The 20,397-nt window shown below is 39.5% G+C and carries 12 protein-coding genes; 1 reads left to right on the top strand and 11 read right to left on the bottom strand.

From position 1 onward, the window contains the following. Nucleotides 1-92: 92 nt before the first annotated feature. The gene (locus ACFI4Z_RS02770; RefSeq protein WP_462669218.1) at nt 93-566 is read left to right on the top strand and encodes a hotdog fold domain-containing protein; all 474 of its coding nucleotides are present in this window, start codon (nt 93-95) and stop codon (nt 564-566) included. Here ACFI4Z_RS02770 and ACFI4Z_RS02765 read toward each other — a convergent pair whose 3' ends face one another. From ACFI4Z_RS02765 to bcsQ, 11 genes are all read right to left on the bottom strand, one after another. Next, the gene (locus ACFI4Z_RS02765) at nt 567-1,058 is read right to left on the bottom strand and encodes a bactofilin family protein (protein WP_462669217.1); all 492 of its coding nucleotides are present in this window, start codon (nt 1,056-1,058) and stop codon (nt 567-569) included. Continuing rightward, nucleotides 1,048-2,196, bottom strand: a complete 1,149-nt coding sequence (locus ACFI4Z_RS02760; RefSeq protein ID WP_462669216.1) for a M23 family metallopeptidase — start codon at nt 2,194-2,196, stop codon at nt 1,048-1,050. The genes ACFI4Z_RS02765 and ACFI4Z_RS02760 overlap by 11 nt, the downstream gene beginning before the upstream one ends. Nucleotides 2,197-2,349: 153 nt before the next feature. After that, the gene (gene fahA / locus ACFI4Z_RS02755) at nt 2,350-3,663 is read right to left on the bottom strand and encodes a fumarylacetoacetase (protein WP_462669215.1); all 1,314 of its coding nucleotides are present in this window, start codon (nt 3,661-3,663) and stop codon (nt 2,350-2,352) included. A gap of 119 nt (nt 3,664-3,782) precedes the next feature. Further along, nucleotides 3,783-4,829, bottom strand: coding sequence for a 4-hydroxyphenylpyruvate dioxygenase (gene hppD / locus ACFI4Z_RS02750; RefSeq protein ID WP_099294524.1), 1,047 nt, complete (start codon nt 4,827-4,829; stop codon nt 3,783-3,785). Between the two features lie 299 nt (nt 4,830-5,128). Next, the gene (locus ACFI4Z_RS02745) at nt 5,129-7,861 is read right to left on the bottom strand and encodes a metallophosphoesterase (protein WP_462669214.1); all 2,733 of its coding nucleotides are present in this window, start codon (nt 7,859-7,861) and stop codon (nt 5,129-5,131) included. Between the two features lie 207 nt (nt 7,862-8,068). After that, nucleotides 8,069-9,562: a peptide MFS transporter gene (locus tag ACFI4Z_RS02740; RefSeq protein ID WP_135474017.1), complete on the bottom strand. Its 1,494-nt coding sequence runs from the start codon at nt 9,560-9,562 to the stop codon at nt 8,069-8,071. Between the two features lie 256 nt (nt 9,563-9,818). Next, a complete protein-coding gene (locus tag ACFI4Z_RS02735) occupies nt 9,819-13,655 on the bottom strand; it encodes a cellulose synthase subunit BcsC-related outer membrane protein (RefSeq protein WP_462669213.1) in 3,837 nt (1,278 codons plus the stop codon). Then, nucleotides 13,646-14,779 carry a cellulose synthase complex periplasmic endoglucanase BcsZ gene (bcsZ, locus tag ACFI4Z_RS02730; protein ID WP_462669212.1) on the bottom strand — a complete coding sequence of 378 codons (1,134 nt, stop codon included), beginning with the start codon at nt 14,777-14,779 and terminating at the stop codon, nt 13,646-13,648. The genes ACFI4Z_RS02735 and bcsZ overlap by 10 nt, the downstream gene beginning before the upstream one ends. Then, on the bottom strand, nt 14,779-17,025 hold the full coding sequence (gene bcsB / locus ACFI4Z_RS02725; RefSeq protein ID WP_462669211.1) for a cellulose biosynthesis cyclic di-GMP-binding regulatory protein BcsB: 2,247 nt from the start codon (nt 17,023-17,025) through the stop codon (nt 14,779-14,781). The genes bcsZ and bcsB overlap by 1 nt, the downstream gene beginning before the upstream one ends. Next, entirely contained in the window at nt 17,018-19,684 is a 2,667-nt protein-coding gene (gene bcsA, locus ACFI4Z_RS02720) for a UDP-forming cellulose synthase catalytic subunit (RefSeq protein ID WP_462669360.1), read from the bottom strand. Before bcsA ends, bcsB begins: the two co-directional genes overlap by 8 nt. Then, nucleotides 19,677-20,396: a cellulose biosynthesis protein BcsQ gene (bcsQ, locus tag ACFI4Z_RS02715; RefSeq protein WP_462669210.1), complete on the bottom strand. Its 720-nt coding sequence runs from the start codon at nt 20,394-20,396 to the stop codon at nt 19,677-19,679. Before bcsQ ends, bcsA begins: the two co-directional genes overlap by 8 nt. Between the last annotated feature and the right edge of the window lies 1 nt (nt 20,397).

Here is a 20,397-nt window from a genome sequence, read left to right as displayed (position 1 = left end):
TTTGCTTAATAGAATATGATGTTTTTTAGCTTTTTATAACTGGTCTGATGTGTTAACTTTGTGATTATTAAACCATTCACATGAGAGAAATAATGAGTGAACAATCCTCTGTTTTAAAAACATGGTTAAGATTAAAGAATATGCCATTTGGTAATTGGTTATTTACTAAGGCTGTATGTTTTAAAGCGCCATATTTTGGCTCGATGAAACCCTATATTCTGGACTTGAAAGAAGGCTATTGTAGCGCAGTAGTGAAAAATAGGCGCAGCGTACATAATCATATTGGTACTATTCATGCTATTGCACAGTGTAATTTGGCTGAGCTTTGTGCCGGTGTTATGGTTGACGCAACCGTCCCATATAAAACCCACCGGTGGATCCCCAAAGGAATGACTGTGAGTTACCTAGCTAAAGTAGATACTGACGTTACGGCAATTGCAGAAATACAAATGCCAAGAAAATGGTTAGATAAAGAAGACTTAGTGGTGCCGGTAAGGCTTTATAATACTCGCAACGAGCTAGTTTTCAGCGCAGATATAACAATGTACATTACAAAAAAGAAATAATTATTTTGTTTTTTCTGCGGGTTGTTTATTGAAAAATGACAAGTCACTGTCGCCCGAGTCTAATACGCAAGTGAGTTCAGGTTTGTCATTTTCAGCACTCTTCAGCTCGACAGTTTCTGCTTCATGGCGTTGCTTTAAGTTTCCTTCAATCGTAGCGCCAGCTTCGATACTAAGAGTATCTTGAAATATATCGCCATGTAATTCTGCGGTTTGTTCAATAATAACTTTACCCGCATTGAGTGAACCGATGATCTTTCCTTTGACAACAACACTGTCAGCAATGACGCTACCTTCAACAACGCCAGTAATGCCAATCACTAATAGGCTAACACGTACATCACCATCTACTCGACCATCGAGCTGAACTTCTCCTTGGCTGGTTAAACTGCCAGTGAGACGCATATCTTCAGAAATAATAGAAGGTGTGTGATTAGTTCTTTTTAATTGGTTACCAGTTAAACCAGTATTAGTTTGCTTTTTTTTACCGAACACGAGCGAGCGCCTTAGTAATTTTAACAGGGTTAACATGCTTATCATTGAGTAGCACTTCGTAATGCAAGTGAGTACTTGTGCTTCGGCCAGTACTGCCCATCAAGCCAATTACGTCATTTTTAGTGACTGTTTGTCCCTTCTTAACCTTAATTTTATTAAGATGGCCAAACCGCGTTACAAATCCATTCTTATGTTGTAACTCTATAAAGTTACCATAACCGCCATTACGACCAGCGCGTAAGACTGTACCATCAGCAGGTGCGAAAATTTCGGTTTTATGCCAACCAGCTAAATCAACACCTTTATGAAATGCTCTGCGACCATTTATTGGGTCTTTACGTAAACCGTAGTTGCTTGAAATATAATAATCTGCGGCAGGGAGAGATTGCGGTAACTCATTAAGTAAGCTTTCAAGGCTATTAAGCAGTAATAATTTATCAGCGATGGCTAAAAATTCACTCGGAATTTTTGATTCATCAAATACATTAAGTGGGCCACCTTGTGCTGAGTCATTCGTATTAATGGATAGTCGACTTGCAATGGCATCATCAATACCCGCCACTTTTAGTGTTGCTAAGATACGTTGTTGTCGGTTTTCTATGTGTGCTTCAAGTGCATTAAAATTGTTTTGATACTGCTCACTTAAAAGAGCAAATCGTTGCTCTGCTGAGTAGTTGTTTAGCTGTGCCGTATTTTTACCACTAAGGGGATCATCAACAAGAGGCTCATGAAAATCACCTTGTTGTTTCTCTTCAATTTGCACAGCTTCACTCTCACCTGCTTTGCTAAGAGATTCAGGTAACGATTCAATCATGCTTTGGAGTAAAGCATGCTTTTGCTCAAGAGCTGCTAATTGCTCTAATTGTTTTTCGTGTAATGCTTGTTGAGTTTGCTGTTGTTGTTGCCATTGTTGTTGTTTTGTTATTTGGCTTTTTTCAATGTCAGATATTTTATTCGTTTGAGAGTAAACGTGAGCGGTTGTTGTTACCAGCCACACTGTGGCAGCCAAAATAGTTAAAACAATTGATATTTGTAACCAAGGCGCTAAAACCACATGTTTAACCTCGCCATTTTGACGGATCAATAGCTGTCGGGTAGGAAATAATTTGTGGTAAAAAGACTTAATAAATACTGACATGGCTCATAAATACTGACTATTAACCGGTCCAAGATAGCAATTTGAGATAAAAAAGCCAGAAAAAAATTGTAATTCTTACTCATTTAAATGTAAAAAGCGCCCAGTTGGGCGCTTTGATTTGTTAACTATTTATTAAAAAGATTGGTTAATTAATCACTTAGCTGGCAGGATTGTGCCTTCAACTGAGCCAAAGCCAATTCGTGCAAAACCTTCTTTTTCACACCAACCACGCATGATTACATTATCACCATCTTCTAAGAAGCTTCGTTGCTCACCATTGCTCAGGGTAATCTTTTCTTTACCACCACGTGATAACTCAAGTAATGAACCAGCTTCTTCATGTGTTGGGCCTGATTGTGTACCAGAACCAAGCATATCACCAGGCATGAAGTTACAACCATTTACAGTGTGGTGAGTAACCATTTGCGCTACTGTCCAGTATGAATGCTTGAAGCTAGACTTAGATACTTGCTCAGGTGTGTGCTTTTCATCACGCATTTTTTGCGTTTCGATTTGTACATCCATTTGAATATCAAATGCGCCTAGCTCACGGTTTTGTGAAGACTCAAGGTAATCCATTGGTTGTGGATCATTCTCATCGCGTGTCCATGATGTTCTGTAAGGAGCAAGCGCTTCAGTAGTGACAATCCAAGGCGAGACGGTTGATGCAAAGTTTTTCGCAAGGAAAGGCCCAAGAGGTTGATATTCCCACGCTTGTAAGTCACGTGCAGACCAATCATTGAAGACGCAGAAACCAAATACATGGTTTTCAGCATTTTCGATAGCAATCGCATCGCCAAGTTCATTACCTTTACCTAGGTAGATACCTAGCTCTAGTTCATAATCCAAGCGTTTACACGGACCAAATGATGGCACTTCTGCATCTGGCGCTTTAGTTTGGCCATTAGGGCGATGGAAAGCTTGTCCAGATACATCGATTGATGATGAGCGACCATGGTAACCAATTGGCACCCATTTGTAGTTTGGAAGCAATGGGTTATCTGGGCGGAATAAGCTACCTACGGCTGTAGCATGGTAAATTGATGTATAAAAGTCAGTGTAATCGCCAATACGACAAGGTAATGCGAATTCAATATCTGCTTGGGCAATTAGAGCTTCAGACAATAAAGCTTGCTCCGAAGCACCTTCGCGAAGTGCCTTTGAAAGTGCTAAGCGCAGTGCTGACCAATATTGTTGGCCCAGACCCATAAACTCATTCAGTGTAGGTTGGCTTGCCGCTGCAACAGCAGTCTGCGCATCGCCTGAAAAAATAGCTAATTCGTTTACTTTAGCAAGGTCTATAACTTGATCGCCAATGGCAACAGCACCACGGAAAGCTTCGTTGCTATTTTTGCGGCGAACTTCTGCAAATGGTAAGTTTTGAATCGGGAAGTCACTATTTGCAACGTTGGCTGATGCAACCCAGCTGGTTAAATTAATATCGTGAGTTTCGTTAATGAGGCTCATACTCTTTCCTTATGGTTCGCGCTGATTTGGTGGATACAGTAGTATATGGAGACAATCAGCACAAATTTAAACGACAAAAAGCAGCGAATTCGCTGCTTTTTAATTTTATATTGAACGACTTATAAAACGCCGCGACGTTCTTGATCGCGTTCAATTGATTCAAATAGTGCTTGGAAGTTACCTTCACCAAAGCCACCATCATCAACACGTTGGATCATTTCAATAAAGATTGGACCAAATAGGTTTTTAGAGAAGATCTGTAATAAGTAACAGTCTTCACTTTGGCTATCTACCAAAATTTGATGCTCACGGATTTTTTCTTTGTCTTCTTTAACCCACGGTACACGATCAAAAATTGTTTCGTAGTACTCAGGGATAATATCAAGTGTTGCAATCGTTGATTTATCTAACTTATCAAGCGAGCTTACAAGATCATCAGTCAAAAATGCTAAATGTTGTACACCTGGTCCATTGTATTCACCTAGGTATTCATCAATTTGGTTGTTATCGTTGCCTTTACCTTCATTGATTGGAATTGAGAAGGTGCCACATGGCGATTTAAGAGCATAAGATAACAATGCTGTTTTTTGGCCTTTAATGTCAAAATAACGTACTTCAGTGAAACCAAATACGTCTTTATAAAAGTTAGCCCATGTTTCCATTGTGCCTTTATAAACGTTATTAGTTAAATGGTCGATACGTAAGAAACCTTTATCAGCAACCACATTTTGCTCAGCTAAATCTTCAAAGTCGTTATCGTAGATAGAACCGTCTTTACCAAATTGTTCGATGAAGTAAATTAGGCTATCACCAATACCGTAGATTGCTGGGTATGGTAAGTCTTTATGTGTTGAGTCTGTTGCTGGTTTTGCACCGCGCGCTACAGCAGTTTCGAATGCGTGTTGAGCATTCTCAACGCGCCAGCCCATTGAACAAATTGCTGGGCCGTGACTTTTTGCAAATTCTGCTGAAAAACCACCACGTTCGTTATTTAGTAAAAAGTGAATATCGTTTTGGTTGTAGTAAACGATGTCTTTACCTTTAAATGTTTTTAACTTAGAAAAACCAAAATCGGTAAATACTTTATCCATATAGTCAGCATCTGGTGTTGCGTACTCAGTAAACTCGATACCAACTAAACCTAGAGGGTTCTTTTCATCACTCATTTCAATTCTCCCGCAATTAAGCACTGCGTTTAGTGTTGTTTAATGAGTGGGATGATTAACCATAAATGTGATTAGGGGAAGAGGCTGCATTTATTTAGCTCAGAGCCAAATTGTAAATTAAATGGGACGGAATTTTTAATACCTAACAGCTTTCTACTCACCTACCTCATGTTATGAGCGTGCGTTTCATGGCAATATGTTCTTTTTATGTGTAAGCTTTTAATTTTTAATGCTTTATAAGTGCTGTTAGTTAGGTTAATATGGAAAGTTATTTCCTTATTTACCCAACTTAACTGTAATTAATTGTTTACACTGACTCGGTTTTTGTTAAAAAATTGACTGCGTTGTTGAAGCCATAAGTTAGGTTTAATTTCAGGTGCACTTTGATAATGGCGTTTTACAGCTTCATTTAACTGTCGAGTTGACTGAGTAAATGAAAGCGAGGGTGTTGCTTCGCCAAGGGATGCGATTTCATTGTCAGTCATAGTACGCCCAGCGAACAGCATAGCATTTAAAAAACCGGCTTCAGTCTCATAATCGTTCTCTGTGAATAATAGTGCGGTTTGGTTGATAGCCCAGCGAGCGTCAATTTCACCTTCATCTTTTACCCCAACAAGCTTGCCGTTAATGTATATTTTTAATACGCCATTGGCCGGCGCGGAGTAAAATACAAACGCAATACGGTTCCATTCATTACTGTTTAGCTCACCAAAGTAACCGCTGTCAGTGGTTGTTATGCCGATGCCATTACTTGTATTGTAGTAAAGCTCAGCATCAGTGAGGTTTGTTAAATCTGTTTGTAATAAAGAACGCCAGCTTTTGTCGCTGTCTTCAGGCCATAAAACATCCATTACTAATGTATAATCGGAAATGAGGTTTTGTTCCTTAAAGTCGCCATTAGCAGGTGAATTAGCAGTTAATGTAAAGCCTTCAGTTGGGCTATGACGTGCAAATGCCATCACACCTGAAGGGCCTCCATTTAGATCTGAAATGTTCAATTCGGTGGTTGTTTTAAACTGTGTTTTCTCATCACCCCAATTATCAGATTCAGGGTCGTAATAATTCAGTACAGCTGGGCCGGTGTCTGCTATCAATGGTGTTTCAGGATTATCAAAATTCCAAATGGTAATACTGTCATCGACTTTACATGCACTGAGTAATTCATCAACGTCAATATACATGCACTGACTGGTCCGAAAGCGAGCATAATTATCCAGTATGGCCCAAGCTTCAGCTAATAGGAGCGGATCGGCTAAGTTTACGTTAGTAAAAAATAACTCGCTATTAAGTGCAGGCCCTTTTTGCAAGGCGACAGTATACCTAGTGGTATTTTCAATACTTTCTGGGGCTAGATAAACCCAGTCAGGTTGACTTGTTGCCATTGCTTTGAGCTCTTCACCGGTTACCGATACTTGGTAAATAGCATTAAAGCCTGAGGTATTTGAAGGTTGCCTTTCCACTTGAAAAACATTGTGAAAATCTTCTTGTGTTAAAGTGCCTGGGAACCATCGGTCTTGTACTTGTATTGGATCAAATAATACCGCATCGACGGTAGCGAATTGATGTTGGGTTGCCAACGCCGTTATCGTGCTTACTTGCTTGATAGTTGGATAGTTTTGCGACAGAGCTATCTCTGTTTGGGCATCAGGTGCATATTTACCCATGATCATATCAACTTCACGCTGAGTATTCGCATCAATTGTTGAAATCGATGTTGTAGTAACCGTATTGTAGTCTATATTTTCTACTGTTTTTGTTTGGGAATCAAATGTTAATGTTAAGTCTGTTAACCCTTGCGCAAAAAAGTTGGGCTGTATTACGATAGTTCCATTATCTAGTTGTTGATAACTTTCACCACCGTGAGTATGTCCGCCTAGAACTAAATCAATACCCTGCACATTCTGTGCAAGACGGACATCTGAACCCTCACCTAAATGACTTACCATAACCATATAGTCTACATCTTGGCGGTATTTATTAACCAACTCTTGTGCGATATCCTGCCATAGCCAGTTCATTTTAAAGTTAGCGATAAAATCTGGGATTGGATCGGTTTCAAGAGGTTCATCCAGCTCATTCCAAGGCACTGATGTCATGCCAAAAAAGCCTACTTTTAAACATCCAACTTGGACAACAGAGAAGTCAACTGCGTCAAACGTTGTATCAGGGGCACCTTCGTAAGTCGTGTTACTTGCCAAAACTATTGCGTTTTCGTCACTTGCATAATCAAGCAGCTGTTCTGGTCCCCATGCATAGTCATGATTACCAACAACCCTGACATCAAAAGCCATCGCTTTAATGGCCTCAACAGTTGCTTGTCCCATTGATATTTGCTCTGCAACGGTACCTTTTTCGTAATCATCACCGCCATTGGTAAATAAAGTGAAAGGTTGTTCTGCGATGGCAGCATTGTAATAGCCTTTGATGCGGCTAAAATATTGTTCTTTAAAACCAAAGCGAGCGTGCAAATCTGCAACATGGATGAATCGCAACATTTGCTCGTTTTGATTATCAACACATTGCGGTCCTATTGTTTTTGCAATTTGTGGCAAAGTTCGAGATTGTACGGCAAAAGTCCCAAATGCTGATATTTGTGCACTGATCTGGTTTAAATTAGTCGTTGTGCTCGCCAATGGCTGCCAAGATTCATCTACGAGCTGAACAATAGTATAAGCTTGTTGCTCAGTGGCATCAGGTACCGTAATAGTGACTGTTAGTGGGCTAGTAAATACGATGTCGCTGGGTGTAAAAGTATAAAGGGGTGAGACAATATTAAGTGCCTTATTAGCCTCATCTACATCCATTTTACTAAAGATAAAGCTGGTATCAGATGATACCGCATTGGCTGGTGCACTTAGCTCTATCAGATCATTATCAAAGCTTTTAGAGAGGCCTGAATCAACTGAAATGATTAAGTTTGATTCACCAACTTCAAAGTTAGTCTCTTTTTTAGAACTATCTCCGCCGCACCCACTTACTAACATGAGTAATATGCTTACACTGAGCAACTTACTATTAGAAAAAAAACTCATAATATCCATTTTACCACTAAGTCTAATAACCTCATGATAGCAGTAATAAATGCGTGGTTATAGGTACTTTATACAGAATATATTAACGCGGAAATAACATTGGCTTAAAAGGAGGAGGGAATAAAATAGGCAAGATATTACTATCTTGCCTATTTGGGAAATAAAGTTGATACGGGGTATCAGCTTTTAATAACTAGCGCTTTATTTTCAAACGTTGTTTTCAGTTAGGCCTTGTTTTTCCCAGATTTTAGCTTTGAAGCTCATTAGCACTAAAATAATACCTACGCCTATGCTAAAGAGTGCAATTTGCAAGTAAAGGTAAGGAATTTCTTCCATGTTGTTCGGATCAAAACCACCAGCTAATAAGCCTGCGATGATATTACCGATAGAATAAGTTAAAACGAATACACCCATCATCTGGCCAGAGAAGCGCTTTGGTGACAAACGGCTTACTGCGCTTAATGCAACCGGGCTTAAACATAGTTCACCAACAGTGTGTAAGAAATAGGTAGTAACTAGCCAGTATGGCGCTACTTTTAAACCTTCTGCAGCGTAATGAGCAGCCATAAACATCACTAAGAAACCAGAAGCCATGATGATTAAGCCAATCGCGCATTTTACGCTGTATGAAGGGGAGATCATTTTTTTAGATAAATTAATCCATAGCGCCGCAAAAAACGGTGACAGAACAATAATAAAAATAGCGTTTAGTGATTGGAACCACGCGGTTGGGATTTCAAAAGAACCAATTAAACGGTCGGTGTAATCACGTGCAAATAAGTTTAGCGATGAGCCTGCTTGTTCAAAACCAGACCAAAAACACGCTGAAGCTACACACACTAAAAATAGTGCCCACATACGGCGTTTTTCAGCTTCAGTTAGCTTACCTTTGAAATAAATAATGCCAAAGTAAGCGAAGAAAATAAGTGTGAATGCGATTGCAACGTAGCCAGCTATAACAACAGGATCAATAATTAGGTGGCCAGTCATTGCAGCTGCAACGATTGATGCAACAACGATTATAAAAGTAGCGATACCAAACCAAGCACGTGTAATACCTCTTGCACTTAGCGGGTTAGCTGGCTGAGCACTATTACTCGGCAGGTGTTTGGTTGTTAAATGATATTGAATAAGACCAATACCCATACCCACAGCAGCAGCACCAAAAGCCCAGTGCCAGCCTACATTTTCCATGAAGTAACCACACACATAATAACCGATGATTGAGCCTAAGTTGATGCCCATGTAGTAAATTGCATAACCACTGTCACGGCGCTCATCTTCACTGCTGTATAGCAATCCGACCATAGCACTTATATTTGGCTTTAATAGACCCGTACCCGTGGCAACAAAAACGAGGCCAATGAAAAATGAATACTCATGCGGGATAGCCAAAATAATATGGCCGATCATGATTATGATACCGCCATACCAAACAGCTTTCTGGCCACCAAATAAGCGGTCAGCAAGCCAACCACCAGGTAAACCTAAAAAGTATACTGCACCTGTGTACAAACCATAAATTGCTGCTGCAGAGGCGACTGTAAATCCTAGTCCTTCTTCTTGCAAACTCGCGGTCATGAAAAGTACTAATAAGGCACGCATGCCGTAGTAGCTCATTCGCTCCCACATTTCAGTGAAGAACAGTGTTGAAAGTCCTTTTGGGTGGCCAAAAAAGCCCCCAGTTGAAGATGAACTCATATTTACTTCCTAACTTATATTATTATTGCGGCCTTATATTTATTGCTTTATTCGTTCGTGCTTTGACGCACTTTTTGAACGGGCGGCCATGAATGTTTTCTAATGCAGCTAAGGTAATGGTTTGCTAACTAAGCGATACTTAGTGGTAAGAGTCACACCCTTATCCTAGCTACAATTGCGGGTAAGTATACATAGACCTTATGGTCAGGGGAAGTGATTGCGATAGTTAGTACTGGTTGTACCTCAGCGCTACGTGTTAATAGTTAGCGTAAGGTACAACTGGAGTGCCTGGGAAAACCATTTCAGTGTAAACTGGTTTAAAGTAATACCTGAAATAAAGCTGGCCAAAATTGGGTTCATAAAAGTCAGCACGATCTAGGTTAAAAAAGCCACCAAAGAACCAATGAGGCGTAAATCGATATTCAAAACTTCCCCCTAAGCTATATGAAATACCGGCACTTTTATCTCCTTCAAAGAAAGGATTAACGCCCGTGATTGATTCTCTTTGCATTGCCTGAGCTTGTAAAAGCGGGTCATTGGGAAAGAACTCACTGTCATCGTTTGTTGTGCTTGACCAAGAAACACCAGCACGTAATCTATAGATAAAATCATTACTTAAGCGATGGTCAAAGGTAACTGGAATAGACGCGCCTATATAACTTTGCGGGCTATAATAGCCACCATGGCCATATGTTTCTTCACTTAAATTATGTTTGAATGACCAATGAAGTAGGCTTGCGCCAAGGGTTAATTCTAGATTCTTTTTTTGTATATAACGGTTATATGCACCGCCCATGATACTGTACTGCTGATTATCCCTTACATTTTTGCCTTGTAGTAACTGAAAGTCAGTAGAGCCCCAAAATCCCCATTCAAGGCCGAGGTCGTGCGATACATTGAAGCGTAAGCTTGTTGCTCTTACTCCACCCCAAACTTGGTTGGTAAATACGTCTTCAAGCCCGCCATAGGATAAAACGGAGCTTGTAACAGGGCGTTTATTCAATGTCACACTGTAACCAAAGTCACCAAAGCTGTCGCTATAATCGATACCCCAAACGATATCATCAACTAAAAAGCCAATAGGGGTAGTACCGATGTCAAATCGCCAAGTGTCATTTTTCCAGGCTACACCAATATCGATGCCTTCCTGTTTAGGCTCAGTACTGGTTAATGGGCAGTCCAGAATACACAATGCACCTTGTCCATAACGACTGCCAGAAAATGTTTCGTTAAAACGTGTTTCTTGGCCAGCTATTGTCACAGGATCGAGCTTTATTATTGCTAAGCCATCCCATAAAGGAAAGCCAGCTTCGATTGGAATTGAACCTGCACCAAGAGTCGATTGATTCTGAGTACTTGTTTGACTGCTAAAGTTAATACCTGCTGTAATATAAGCTTGATTTTTCTCTACCATAGAGGCTAATTCACGTTTAGCATTGTTGATATACCATGGTGCCTCGTCGTCTAATCTGTACAGCTTATAATTAAGAGTTGGGTCATTGCTCGCCTTTATGCTGCTGTGTGGCTCAATGGCTTCTTTGTACCAAGTTTCAGCATAAAAAGGCTGATCTTTACTTTGCGCAACTTGGGCTGCTTGATAATACATTTCTTGATTATAATCAGATTTCACTAATAAGCTTTTTGCTAAATCAATTGCATTGGCATCATCATTAAAATCCACTAATGCAGTCATTAAAAGCTGCTGTTGATATAACTGATCTGTTTGAACATTTTCGATTAGTGAGGCAATGATATTATCAGATAATGCATTATCGCCTTGTTCTCGGCTAATTTGCGCCACAGCCAGCTGAGTGTCAGATGATAAAGCGTTTCCACTTTGTTGCTGTTGTAGATATAAATCTATGGCTGTTTTAGGTCGATTTAGTTCTATATTTGTTGCAATAATTGCTTCAATAACTTCAGGGCTATTTGACGAACTCTTGGCAAGTATATTCAGTTTATCAAGACGCTGTTGCGGTTGGTTAAGCTTATTTATATGTGCAACTTGCAATGATAACCAGCGCGCCTGCTCATCGGTTGTAGCTTGTTGAGGTAATTGATAAGTGGCAAACCAGTGTTTTATTTGTTGCTCGTTGCCACTATCTAAAAGCCACTGCCCATAGGTCATATGCCAATAAGGACTTAACGTACTATCACGCTCTAATGCGATTTTTAGCTGCCTAGTGGCATACTGTAACTCGTTAATTTGCTGCCACTGAACGGCAAGTTCAGCTTGCATTAGTGGGGTTAAAGACTGGGCACCTAACTCTGTGAGGTTGTAAATTATTGTGGTTCTATCCACAGGGTTATTATTTTCCAGTTTATCGAGTTTTGCATTCACCGATAGCTGTTGAGCAAATTGTTCAATATCATTTGTACGAGCATTGTTGGGAATATATTGAAGCGTATCTAATGCACCTTGATAATCATTAAGGGAGCTAAGAAATATAGCATGGCTGTATCGTAATTCTGCATTAAGGGGAAATTGCCACAATGTTCTATTATAAAGCGCTTTTGCGTGGGTATTTAAACCTTGTTGTTGATATACGTTCGCTAAATCATAGTACAGCCAGCTTTCCTGAGGGGTTTGCTTAATTGCCACCAAAAGTAATTCAACCGCATCGTCTAGTTGGCCTTGTTCGACTAACGTAGTCGCTCTTTGACGCAACTGTTGGCTTTGTAAAACGGTATAATCTTCAATTATAGCTTGTTGTTGAGCCCGTGAAAGCTGGTAATAAAACTGATTAATCCTATCAAAATTATTATCTACACTTAATATTTCTAACATACCACGTAGTGATGAGCTATTTATTGGGTCATTAGCTAACACTTTGTTGTAATAATTCATCGCTTGCTGGTAGTTGCCTTGTGCTTTAAATACTTCAGCTCTGTAATAATTAACGGTATCAGGACTCTCAGCTAAGGTATCTGCCAAGTTTAGTTTTAGCTGGGCACGTTTAAATTGTTGTGCAGCTATAGCTAGTTGAGTTTGTTCAATGTACTGCCAAAACTTGGCCGTTTTAGCTAAGTTTCGGTATACGGAGACAAGGTCAACCTCAAGCGTACTTCGTTGCGCTTCTTTGAAATATTTATAAGCTTTTTCATTTCTGCCTTGGCGCAAGTTAAGTAGGCCTAGGCTATTTAATACTTCGTGATCATTAGGCCTACCTTCGTATGCGCGAAGCAATAAGTTTTCAGCTTTCACATACTGCTTCCTTTCAAGCGCATTTGCACCTCTCACCCAAAGCTTATAAGCCGGATCCGCTTGCTTTATTAATTCGTTTTTTAAATCAGTTTTAAAGTCAGAAAACTGTAATTTACCTTTGCTACTCGTCGGGTAGTGGCTCAGATAATCACGATAGGCCAGTTCAGTAGCTTTATTTATTGGCAGGTTTCGTAATGCATCAAGCCAAGCAAACTCTGCTGCAACACTGTATTGATTACTGTGTGCATAGTGAGTATATATCTCAAACGCCTTTTTACTTTGTGGCTCACGCTTTAATAGGTGTCTTGCATAAGCAATATCATACCGCCCTATATTAGGGTAGCGTTTACGAAGAGATTGATACCCTTTAAGGGCCTCTTGCCAATTATTTGTATCTACTGCAATCCAGCTAATATGTTCAAATTCATATTCAGAATTAGGATAAACGGGGGAAAACAATACATCATATATTTTTACAGCTTGCTGGTATTGCCCCGCTTTAGCTAATAAACGGGCCTCTTGAACTTGTTGCTTCTCTTTAGTGCTTACTTTAGCAAATACTTTCAACTGTTTAACGCAATGCTGTGAGTTATCCAGTTTACTAAACTGATCTATAACTATTTGTGCTTTAGTTGGGTTGTTTAACGCTAAATATACGCGCGCTTGAGCGCATCTTGCCAGCACGTTATTGGGCGCAATGCTCATTAATTTATCTAAGCTGTCAGTCATGAGTAAGGTGTTTTTTTGAATTTCACCTAACTCAATTTGGCTCACAAGCCAATTAATTGATTGCGTATCTAAATCTTTCGCTGACTGTGCAAGTAACGAGCCTGATGTAAAATAAAAGGTACTTAACAGTGAAACACCTATCAATCCTTTTAGCGACATTCAGTGCTCCAATGAGGTGTCAATCTCCCCATTTCATCGATAGCGAATTGCTTGTTTACTGTACTCGTACCAAATAAATATAAAACACTGTCGTAGTAACGACTTTTTGTAAACGAAGTATCGATCATCAATTTTTGCTGCAATGCAGTCATTGCCTCGTCTTCATTAAATACAGCGAGCAGAGGCAGTAATGCTGCATCAAATCCTCGCGGGCCATATTTTTGTACTTTCCCTGTTTTTGCATAAGTATTTAGAGGGGATCCAGACAATCTAACAACATGGTCTGACATTGGTTTAAATTGTTTTACTAACTTCTCTCTGTAAGGAGCATTTTCTGCCATCATACTGGCCCATAAATAAACACGTATAGCGTTATAGCTCCCAAGATCAGAGGTTGTTTTATCGTAATAAAATCCTTTACTTGGTTGATACAGTACCCAATCAGGGCTAACACCTTCTTTACTCGTTTCGAGTATCATTTGAGCTGAGTTATCATGCAGTTTTTGCCAAGGAGAGTGAGGGTATAATTGACTTAGTTGACGAAGAATAAAAAGAGGAGCATAGCTTGGGTTGAGTTTGTATTGATCATTTTTATATTCAAAGCCACTCGGTGCAGGTAGCAAAGATAACCCTAAGTTTGGAATATATGCGGTTTCTTCACGCATGATTCGTTTGGCCATCACAGCAGCTAGTACACTGTAACGTCTATCTTGCCAAAGTATTCCCGCTTGAGAGAGAGCGTATGCGATCCATAAATCAGAATCCGATGCTGGGTTTGAGTCCAATATTGACTCTTGGCCATCGTCATTAATACCCCATTGCCACGCTGGAAGACGCGTGCTCAAATCACCTTCAGCGAGATTAACCTCTGTCCAATCTAGCACTTTATCAAACGTTACGCGGTCATTTGCTATTAACGCAAAAAATAACGCGTAGGACTGTCCTTCGGATGTGGTGATCGATTGTTTGCTGCCTAAATCGATTACGCGACCTTGCGAGGTGATAAAATGATTTTTGAAGGTTTCCCATTGTGTCCAAGGTTCACACATTGTTTGCGCGAAGCTTGTTGTTGTGAACAATAGAAAAGCCAATAATGAATAAATCTTAATGTACGTTTTTTTCATTATTCGTCCCCTTCAGATAAACGTTTTTGGGTTAATATACCGAGTAATCGCCAAAGTAAAAATGAGATAAGCAATAGTATTAAAATAGATAAAAAGGCCAAAACAAATGGATGATCAGAGAAATGAAACCAAATCAAAGTATGGATAGGGAGCTGACCAACATAATACAGGTCGTCAGTGTTAATTGTTTTAATTCCTTTGTTGCTTATGACTGTTGCATTGCCTTTAATTTGTGCCGTTATACTGTCGTTAATTAACGAGTCACTTAACAGTGTATATGCACTATCTGAAGTCGCGATCATTGATACGACAGAACGATCTGAATTGAACGGCGATTGATACCCCGCAATTATCCCAAGCTTGCCTCTACTATTAATGCTTACATTAATTTTATCAGGCTCATTATCATGATAGGCACCGTTATATATGGCCTGGTTGACGATACGCTGATTGTTTTTTAATAGCGCGCTGATAGCCGTGTCTTTTGGTAATTCAGAATTTAGTGCATCGGGTTTACCAATAATAAGAATATCGTTCTGTGATAAATCTAGATCACTAGTAGGAAATGCGATGCTTAAGCGGTGTGCAGGGTAGCCTGTAATTTGGCCTAAGTGGCCAGTAAAATTAAGCAATAATTCAACTGCTTGCGCTGAACTATCTGGTTCAATAATAAGGGTTGTTTGGTGTAAATCAGCGTACTTTGTAAATGGAAAACCACTGTTTGCAAACATGTTTAGATTGGGTAAGGCAATGTAATGGTGAAAGTCACTCACGTCTATAGTTGAGCTTCCATCGATAACTCCGTATTCACCACCAGCAGGCACTGCGCTACATTTCCCAGCTTTTACAACACCAAATTTAAAGTCATATGTTAGCTGGTTTTTCTTACTAAGATCTAACCCTGTTAGCTCAAAATCACGCTGCGTATGGGCCATATTTTTATTGCTTAGCAACGGCATAAAGCTGTTTGATTCGACAATTTGCGAGCTGTCGGTTGCTAATACAAAACCGTTAATGAACTTTCCGTTGATAAGCATATTTAATCGTGAAAGTAATGCTTCATCGGCAGGTGCATTACGGTAATGTAAGTCAATAGGTATGCCTTCTTTTCGCCAAGTAAATAGATCTGGTGCAAAACGAACATCTAAATTTACTGGCCGTCCTTGAACGCCTTGAGATTGCAACTGATTTGGATACTCGACAAACTCCTCAAAGGCAACTGGTCTATCTGAGCGGACCCAGCGAGGTGCGTCGTAAGCTTTTCTAAAAGGTAAATGGTTAATGCTATTTACGCTTGCAGTACGACCGGTCATAACTTTATGGCCGAATGCTAAACCAAGCGCGGCTTCTTTTAACTGATTAGTATCCTTGCCTAGAATAAGTAACACTTTTGCGTATCGATTAATTGGGCTTGAAATAATCTCAATGGTTGGCTTAGTGACATCTGGGTAATCAAGTAAGAAATCTGGTTTATTGTCATTTGTAGCAAATACAACGCTATGCTGAGTCGGCGTTTTATTAAATGAGACTGGAAAACTTGCTTTGCGCCAATCCGCTTTCGCTCCAAACCAGCTTGATAAAGTTGCCGCAGCTTCGAGCGTGTTCTTATCTGTTTGAGATGTAAAAATGAATGGCAGCGTGAGTTGTGTGTAATCTCGCTCATCAAAAAATGGCGCTGGAAGATATTCAAGTAAGCTCTCTAGAGCAAGTGCTTTTTGGTCTATAGTGATTGAGCTATTTTGGCTGAGCTCTGTCCAAATTGTCTTACTGAAATCATCTTGGCAAATCAAGTCATAATAGCCAACCAACTCAAAGCGAACTTGGTTGAAGTCTTTGATGAATTTAGGGTTTAACTCAAGGCTATGAGTGGCCAATGATTCTATTTTTTTATTATGGTCATTAATTGGCATAACCGTGATTAGGTTGTCATTAAAGTATATTTTTAGATGCGATACTCTGCTAATTAATGCAGGAGAATGGCTATAAGAAAAGTTAAGCGTTAGCTTTTTTCCAATTTTGTCTAATCGGTTTGTAAAATCAACAGCTGTTGTGTTGTTTATACCGTCTAGTTTGTATTTATTAACCCCCAAACGTTTAAAGCTGAGCGTCAAGCTTTGCGTTGGTGCTTGTTCTGGGTATCCCGCATCAAAAATACTTTTATCTGCAAGAGGCTCTGATGCGGCTGCAAACAAAGAACTGCAAAATACTAATATTAGAAAAACAGGTTTAAATATATATTTAGTCATATTGGTTATAATACTTTATTGGTTTTTTCGGTAATAACGACACTACAAAGTTAATTATGTTTGCCATTAAAATTATAAATGGTTTAAATTGACTTGGCGCATGATAAATCAAATTGGTAAAACCTCGTAAGCTGGTAATAAAAACATGTTTAAAGCTGTAAGAGGGTCTATCGTGTTTAAAGTTTTCTTGCCAATCTATCCATGCATCCGCTCTTGAGAAAGTACATTGGATAAACGCTTTTTGTTTAGCTAAATCAAGGTCTCGTAAGGTTAAGCCAATTTGGGTTTTTCGGGTGTTGCAAATATAAGTCGGAAATGAAAATTGTTTTTTGCCGCGACTCATTAACAACTCAACTTTATCATTTTCACGGCAAGGGTGCTCACTGATGGTTTCAATGCCTACGCCACTGTCAGAGTAATCTGTAATTTTAACCTTAATTGTACGACCGTTTTCTAATCTGATAGCAGCAGGAAAATTAGCTTTTATTCGATGAGAACTACGTACTTGTTTTGCTTCAGCAGCAACGGCAACTGCCGCCCCTAAAATGATGATGTTGTAGCTAACCCAAATCATGCTAATAATTAATACGCCTATTTGTGATACATCACCAAAAAGTAAGCGAAAAACAGCGTAACACATACCAACAACATTAATTAATAATAGCACGATATAGGGCTTGGATATCAGCCAGTCATAACGGGCGGTATCGTTTAAGCCGCCTTTTTCAGTCACATTAAACTTTCCTTTATTAGGGTTTATTAACGCCACGGTGGTCGGTTTTAATATATACCATGCTAAAACAGACTCATAAACTTCTCCCCAGAATGAATATCTGTATTTTCCTTGAACTCTGGAGTTGGTTATTTTGACTTGCATTAAAGTGGGTACTATGTATAAAAATATAGCAATAAAAGGCGCATAAATAATATAAGCATTGAAGTATATTAATGCCAGAGGGGCTGTTAAAAATACAATGCGAGGGATACCTGATAAAAAGTGAAGCATCGCATTTATGTAGCATAAACGTTGAACTAAACTGAGCCCTTTTCCGAGTAGTGGGTTATCAAGCCTAAAGATTTGCGCCATGCCTCTGGCCCATCTTATTCGTTGGCCTACATGCGCTGACAAGCTGTCAGTTGCAAGTCCTGCTGCTTGTGGAATGTTAATATAGGCCGTTTTGTAACCTTCACGCTGCATACGCAATGCTGTATGGGCATCCTCGGTGACAGTCTCCACAGCGAAACCACCAATATCGTCAAGCGCTTTACGCTTTAAAACGGCACACGAGCCACAAAAGAAGGTCGCATCCCACATGTCATTGCCGTCTTGAATTAACCCATAAAACAACATGTTTTCATTCGGAATCTTACGGTGGTTATCAAGATTTCTTTCAAATGGGTCTGCGGAAAAAAAGTGATGGGGCGTTTGTACTAAACACACTTTTTCATCATTCATAAATTGACCCATGGTCATTTGTAAAAATGAACGGGCGGGAATATGGTCACAGTCAAAAATAGCAATGTACTCACCATCGGTGTATTTCATTGCGTGATTCATATTGCCTGCTTTGGCGTGGCTGTTATCTGGTCTGTCTAAGTAACCAACGCCTATTTCTTTTGCTAACTCTGCAAATTCAGGGCGTTTACCATCATCTAAAATATAAATGTTTAACTTATCTGCTGGCCAATCAATGCTTTGTGCTGCAATTGCGGTGGGTTTTACCACGCTTAAAGGCTCGTTATAAGTTGGGATATAAACATCCACAGTAGGCCACTTAGACGTGTCACTGTCCATTGGGATTGGCTTGCGGTGTAGTGGGTTTATTGTTTGGAAAAAACCTAAAATGAGTACGAGCCACGCATACGTTTCAGCCAGTAATAGTCCCATACCTAAAGCAAGCGCTACGGGGTCTCCCCAATTAAGTGTATCAGTGAAACGCCACCATAAATAACGCGTTGAGGTAGTAATAGAGAGCGTGATCATAGTGATCGTAGCAATTTGCCCTTCAACGCGCCTTAGAGAATAGGCAACAATTAATATCAAACTAATGTAGATGGCTTGTGCTTCTAGGCTAAAGGGCACCGTAATAAATACAAATACTGCAAAGGCAATCACAAAATACAAGGCGATTTTTAAAAATTTACTATTCCAAATAGTCGCTTTTCTTACGCGTTGATATGATTTGCTCTTACTTCCGACTCTAAGGTGCAGCCATAATCTCTTGCATTTACGTGTGAGCTTTCTATCTGTAAAGCGCAGCAGTGTAACTATTTTACTAATTAGTCTGGTGCTGTTTTTTATCGCTGTTTCAGTAGGTTTATGTTTGGTGGATACTCTAAATATTGCTAAATACAGGCTTTGTAGTAACACTCTAATTATATTTGCTGGCGTTGAAATTGGCTCAGACACATGCGGATATAAATGTCTTAATTTGGTTATTATGCGTTTTTTATTGTTATTGTCTAATTTGATGAATAACGAAATAAACAATAAGCCCAAAGGCATCAAAATAGCACCAAGGGCGCTGACTTTGTGGTTATTAAAATAACTATGAAATTTAAATAAAATAAAGCGGACTATTTTTTTTGTAAAAAATACACTTAAAAACACTATAAATAGTCGTTCGGCCATGCTTGTTTTGCCACTATGCTTAATCATCATCTGTCGCTCTAGTAACTAACCAACTGGCAAGCGTCTCAAAATCATCATAGGCAACACTATAAGGGGCACAATTGACAGCTACATTTCTAAAAGCGGTGGACTCTTTAATTACTTCATCTTTATTAATGTGAACAGGTGCTAGCAAGGGGGTTTCAGATTGCCATATTTGAAGCAAGTCAGATTCGAGCTCACTGGCTGAATTATAGTTATTTATCAAGAAATAATGTTGCCACTTTTTTGCTGATTGGTTTAATTGGAGTAAGCGTCTGTAAATAAGGCTGTGGCAAATTGCATCACAATTAATAACTTCTAAAACAATATCATGGGGTGATAAGTCATAATCTTGTAAATCTTGGTGTGCAGGACAGTCGAACAAAAGCCAAGCGTTGTCATTTACTTGCAGTTGCTGAGCTGATTCAATTGTTTTTTGAGTACGCTGTGTGCTGGCAGATAATGTGCCAAAGGGTAAGAATATAACGCCGTCATCATCTATGTGAAATTCATCCAATGCACTTTCAAACGAAAGGTAGTTACTCCAGCCAGAAGTATGTTCCCAAGATAAACCAAAATGAAGGCCTAAATCACTTTTAGGGTCTAGATCGATTGCAATGACGTCTTCATCAGACTTTCTTAGCGCACAGGCGAGGTTGGCAACAATAGAAGTTGTACCCGTACCGCCTTTGATTCCTTTGAGAAACACTTTTTTCATA

It is taken from the genome of Pseudoalteromonas sp. RWi3 (genome assembly GCF_054960735.1).
The sequence above is the reverse complement of the archived record's forward strand: the minus strand, read 5'-3'. Positions and strand labels throughout refer to the sequence as shown.

What these genes read in the sequence shown, in the direction of transcription:
- bcsB (WP_462669211.1), bottom strand. Translation starts at nt 17,025, where the DNA reads ATGACTAAATATATATTTAAACCTGTTTTTCTAATATTAGTATTTTGC.
- ACFI4Z_RS02745 (WP_462669214.1), bottom strand. Translation starts at nt 7,861, where the DNA reads ATGAGTTTTTTTTCTAATAGTAAGTTGCTCAGTGTAAGCATATTACTC.
- ACFI4Z_RS02735 (WP_462669213.1), bottom strand. Translation starts at nt 13,655, where the DNA reads ATGTCGCTAAAAGGATTGATAGGTGTTTCACTGTTAAGTACCTTTTAT.
- ACFI4Z_RS02760 (WP_462669216.1), bottom strand. Translation starts at nt 2,196, where the DNA reads ATGTCAGTATTTATTAAGTCTTTTTACCACAAATTATTTCCTACCCGA.
- fahA (WP_462669215.1), bottom strand. Translation starts at nt 3,663, where the DNA reads ATGAGCCTCATTAACGAAACTCACGATATTAATTTAACCAGCTGGGTT.
- hppD (WP_099294524.1), bottom strand. Translation starts at nt 4,829, where the DNA reads ATGAGTGATGAAAAGAACCCTCTAGGTTTAGTTGGTATCGAGTTTACT.
- ACFI4Z_RS02740 (WP_135474017.1), bottom strand. Translation starts at nt 9,562, where the DNA reads ATGAGTTCATCTTCAACTGGGGGCTTTTTTGGCCACCCAAAAGGACTT.
- ACFI4Z_RS02770 (WP_462669218.1), top strand. Translation starts at nt 93, where the DNA reads ATGAGTGAACAATCCTCTGTTTTAAAAACATGGTTAAGATTAAAGAAT.
- bcsZ (WP_462669212.1), bottom strand. Translation starts at nt 14,779, where the DNA reads ATGAAAAAAACGTACATTAAGATTTATTCATTATTGGCTTTTCTATTG.
- bcsQ (WP_462669210.1), bottom strand. Translation starts at nt 20,396, where the DNA reads ATGAAAAAAGTGTTTCTCAAAGGAATCAAAGGCGGTACGGGTACAACT.
- bcsA (WP_462669360.1), bottom strand. Translation starts at nt 19,684, where the DNA reads ATGATTAAGCATAGTGGCAAAACAAGCATGGCCGAACGACTATTTATA.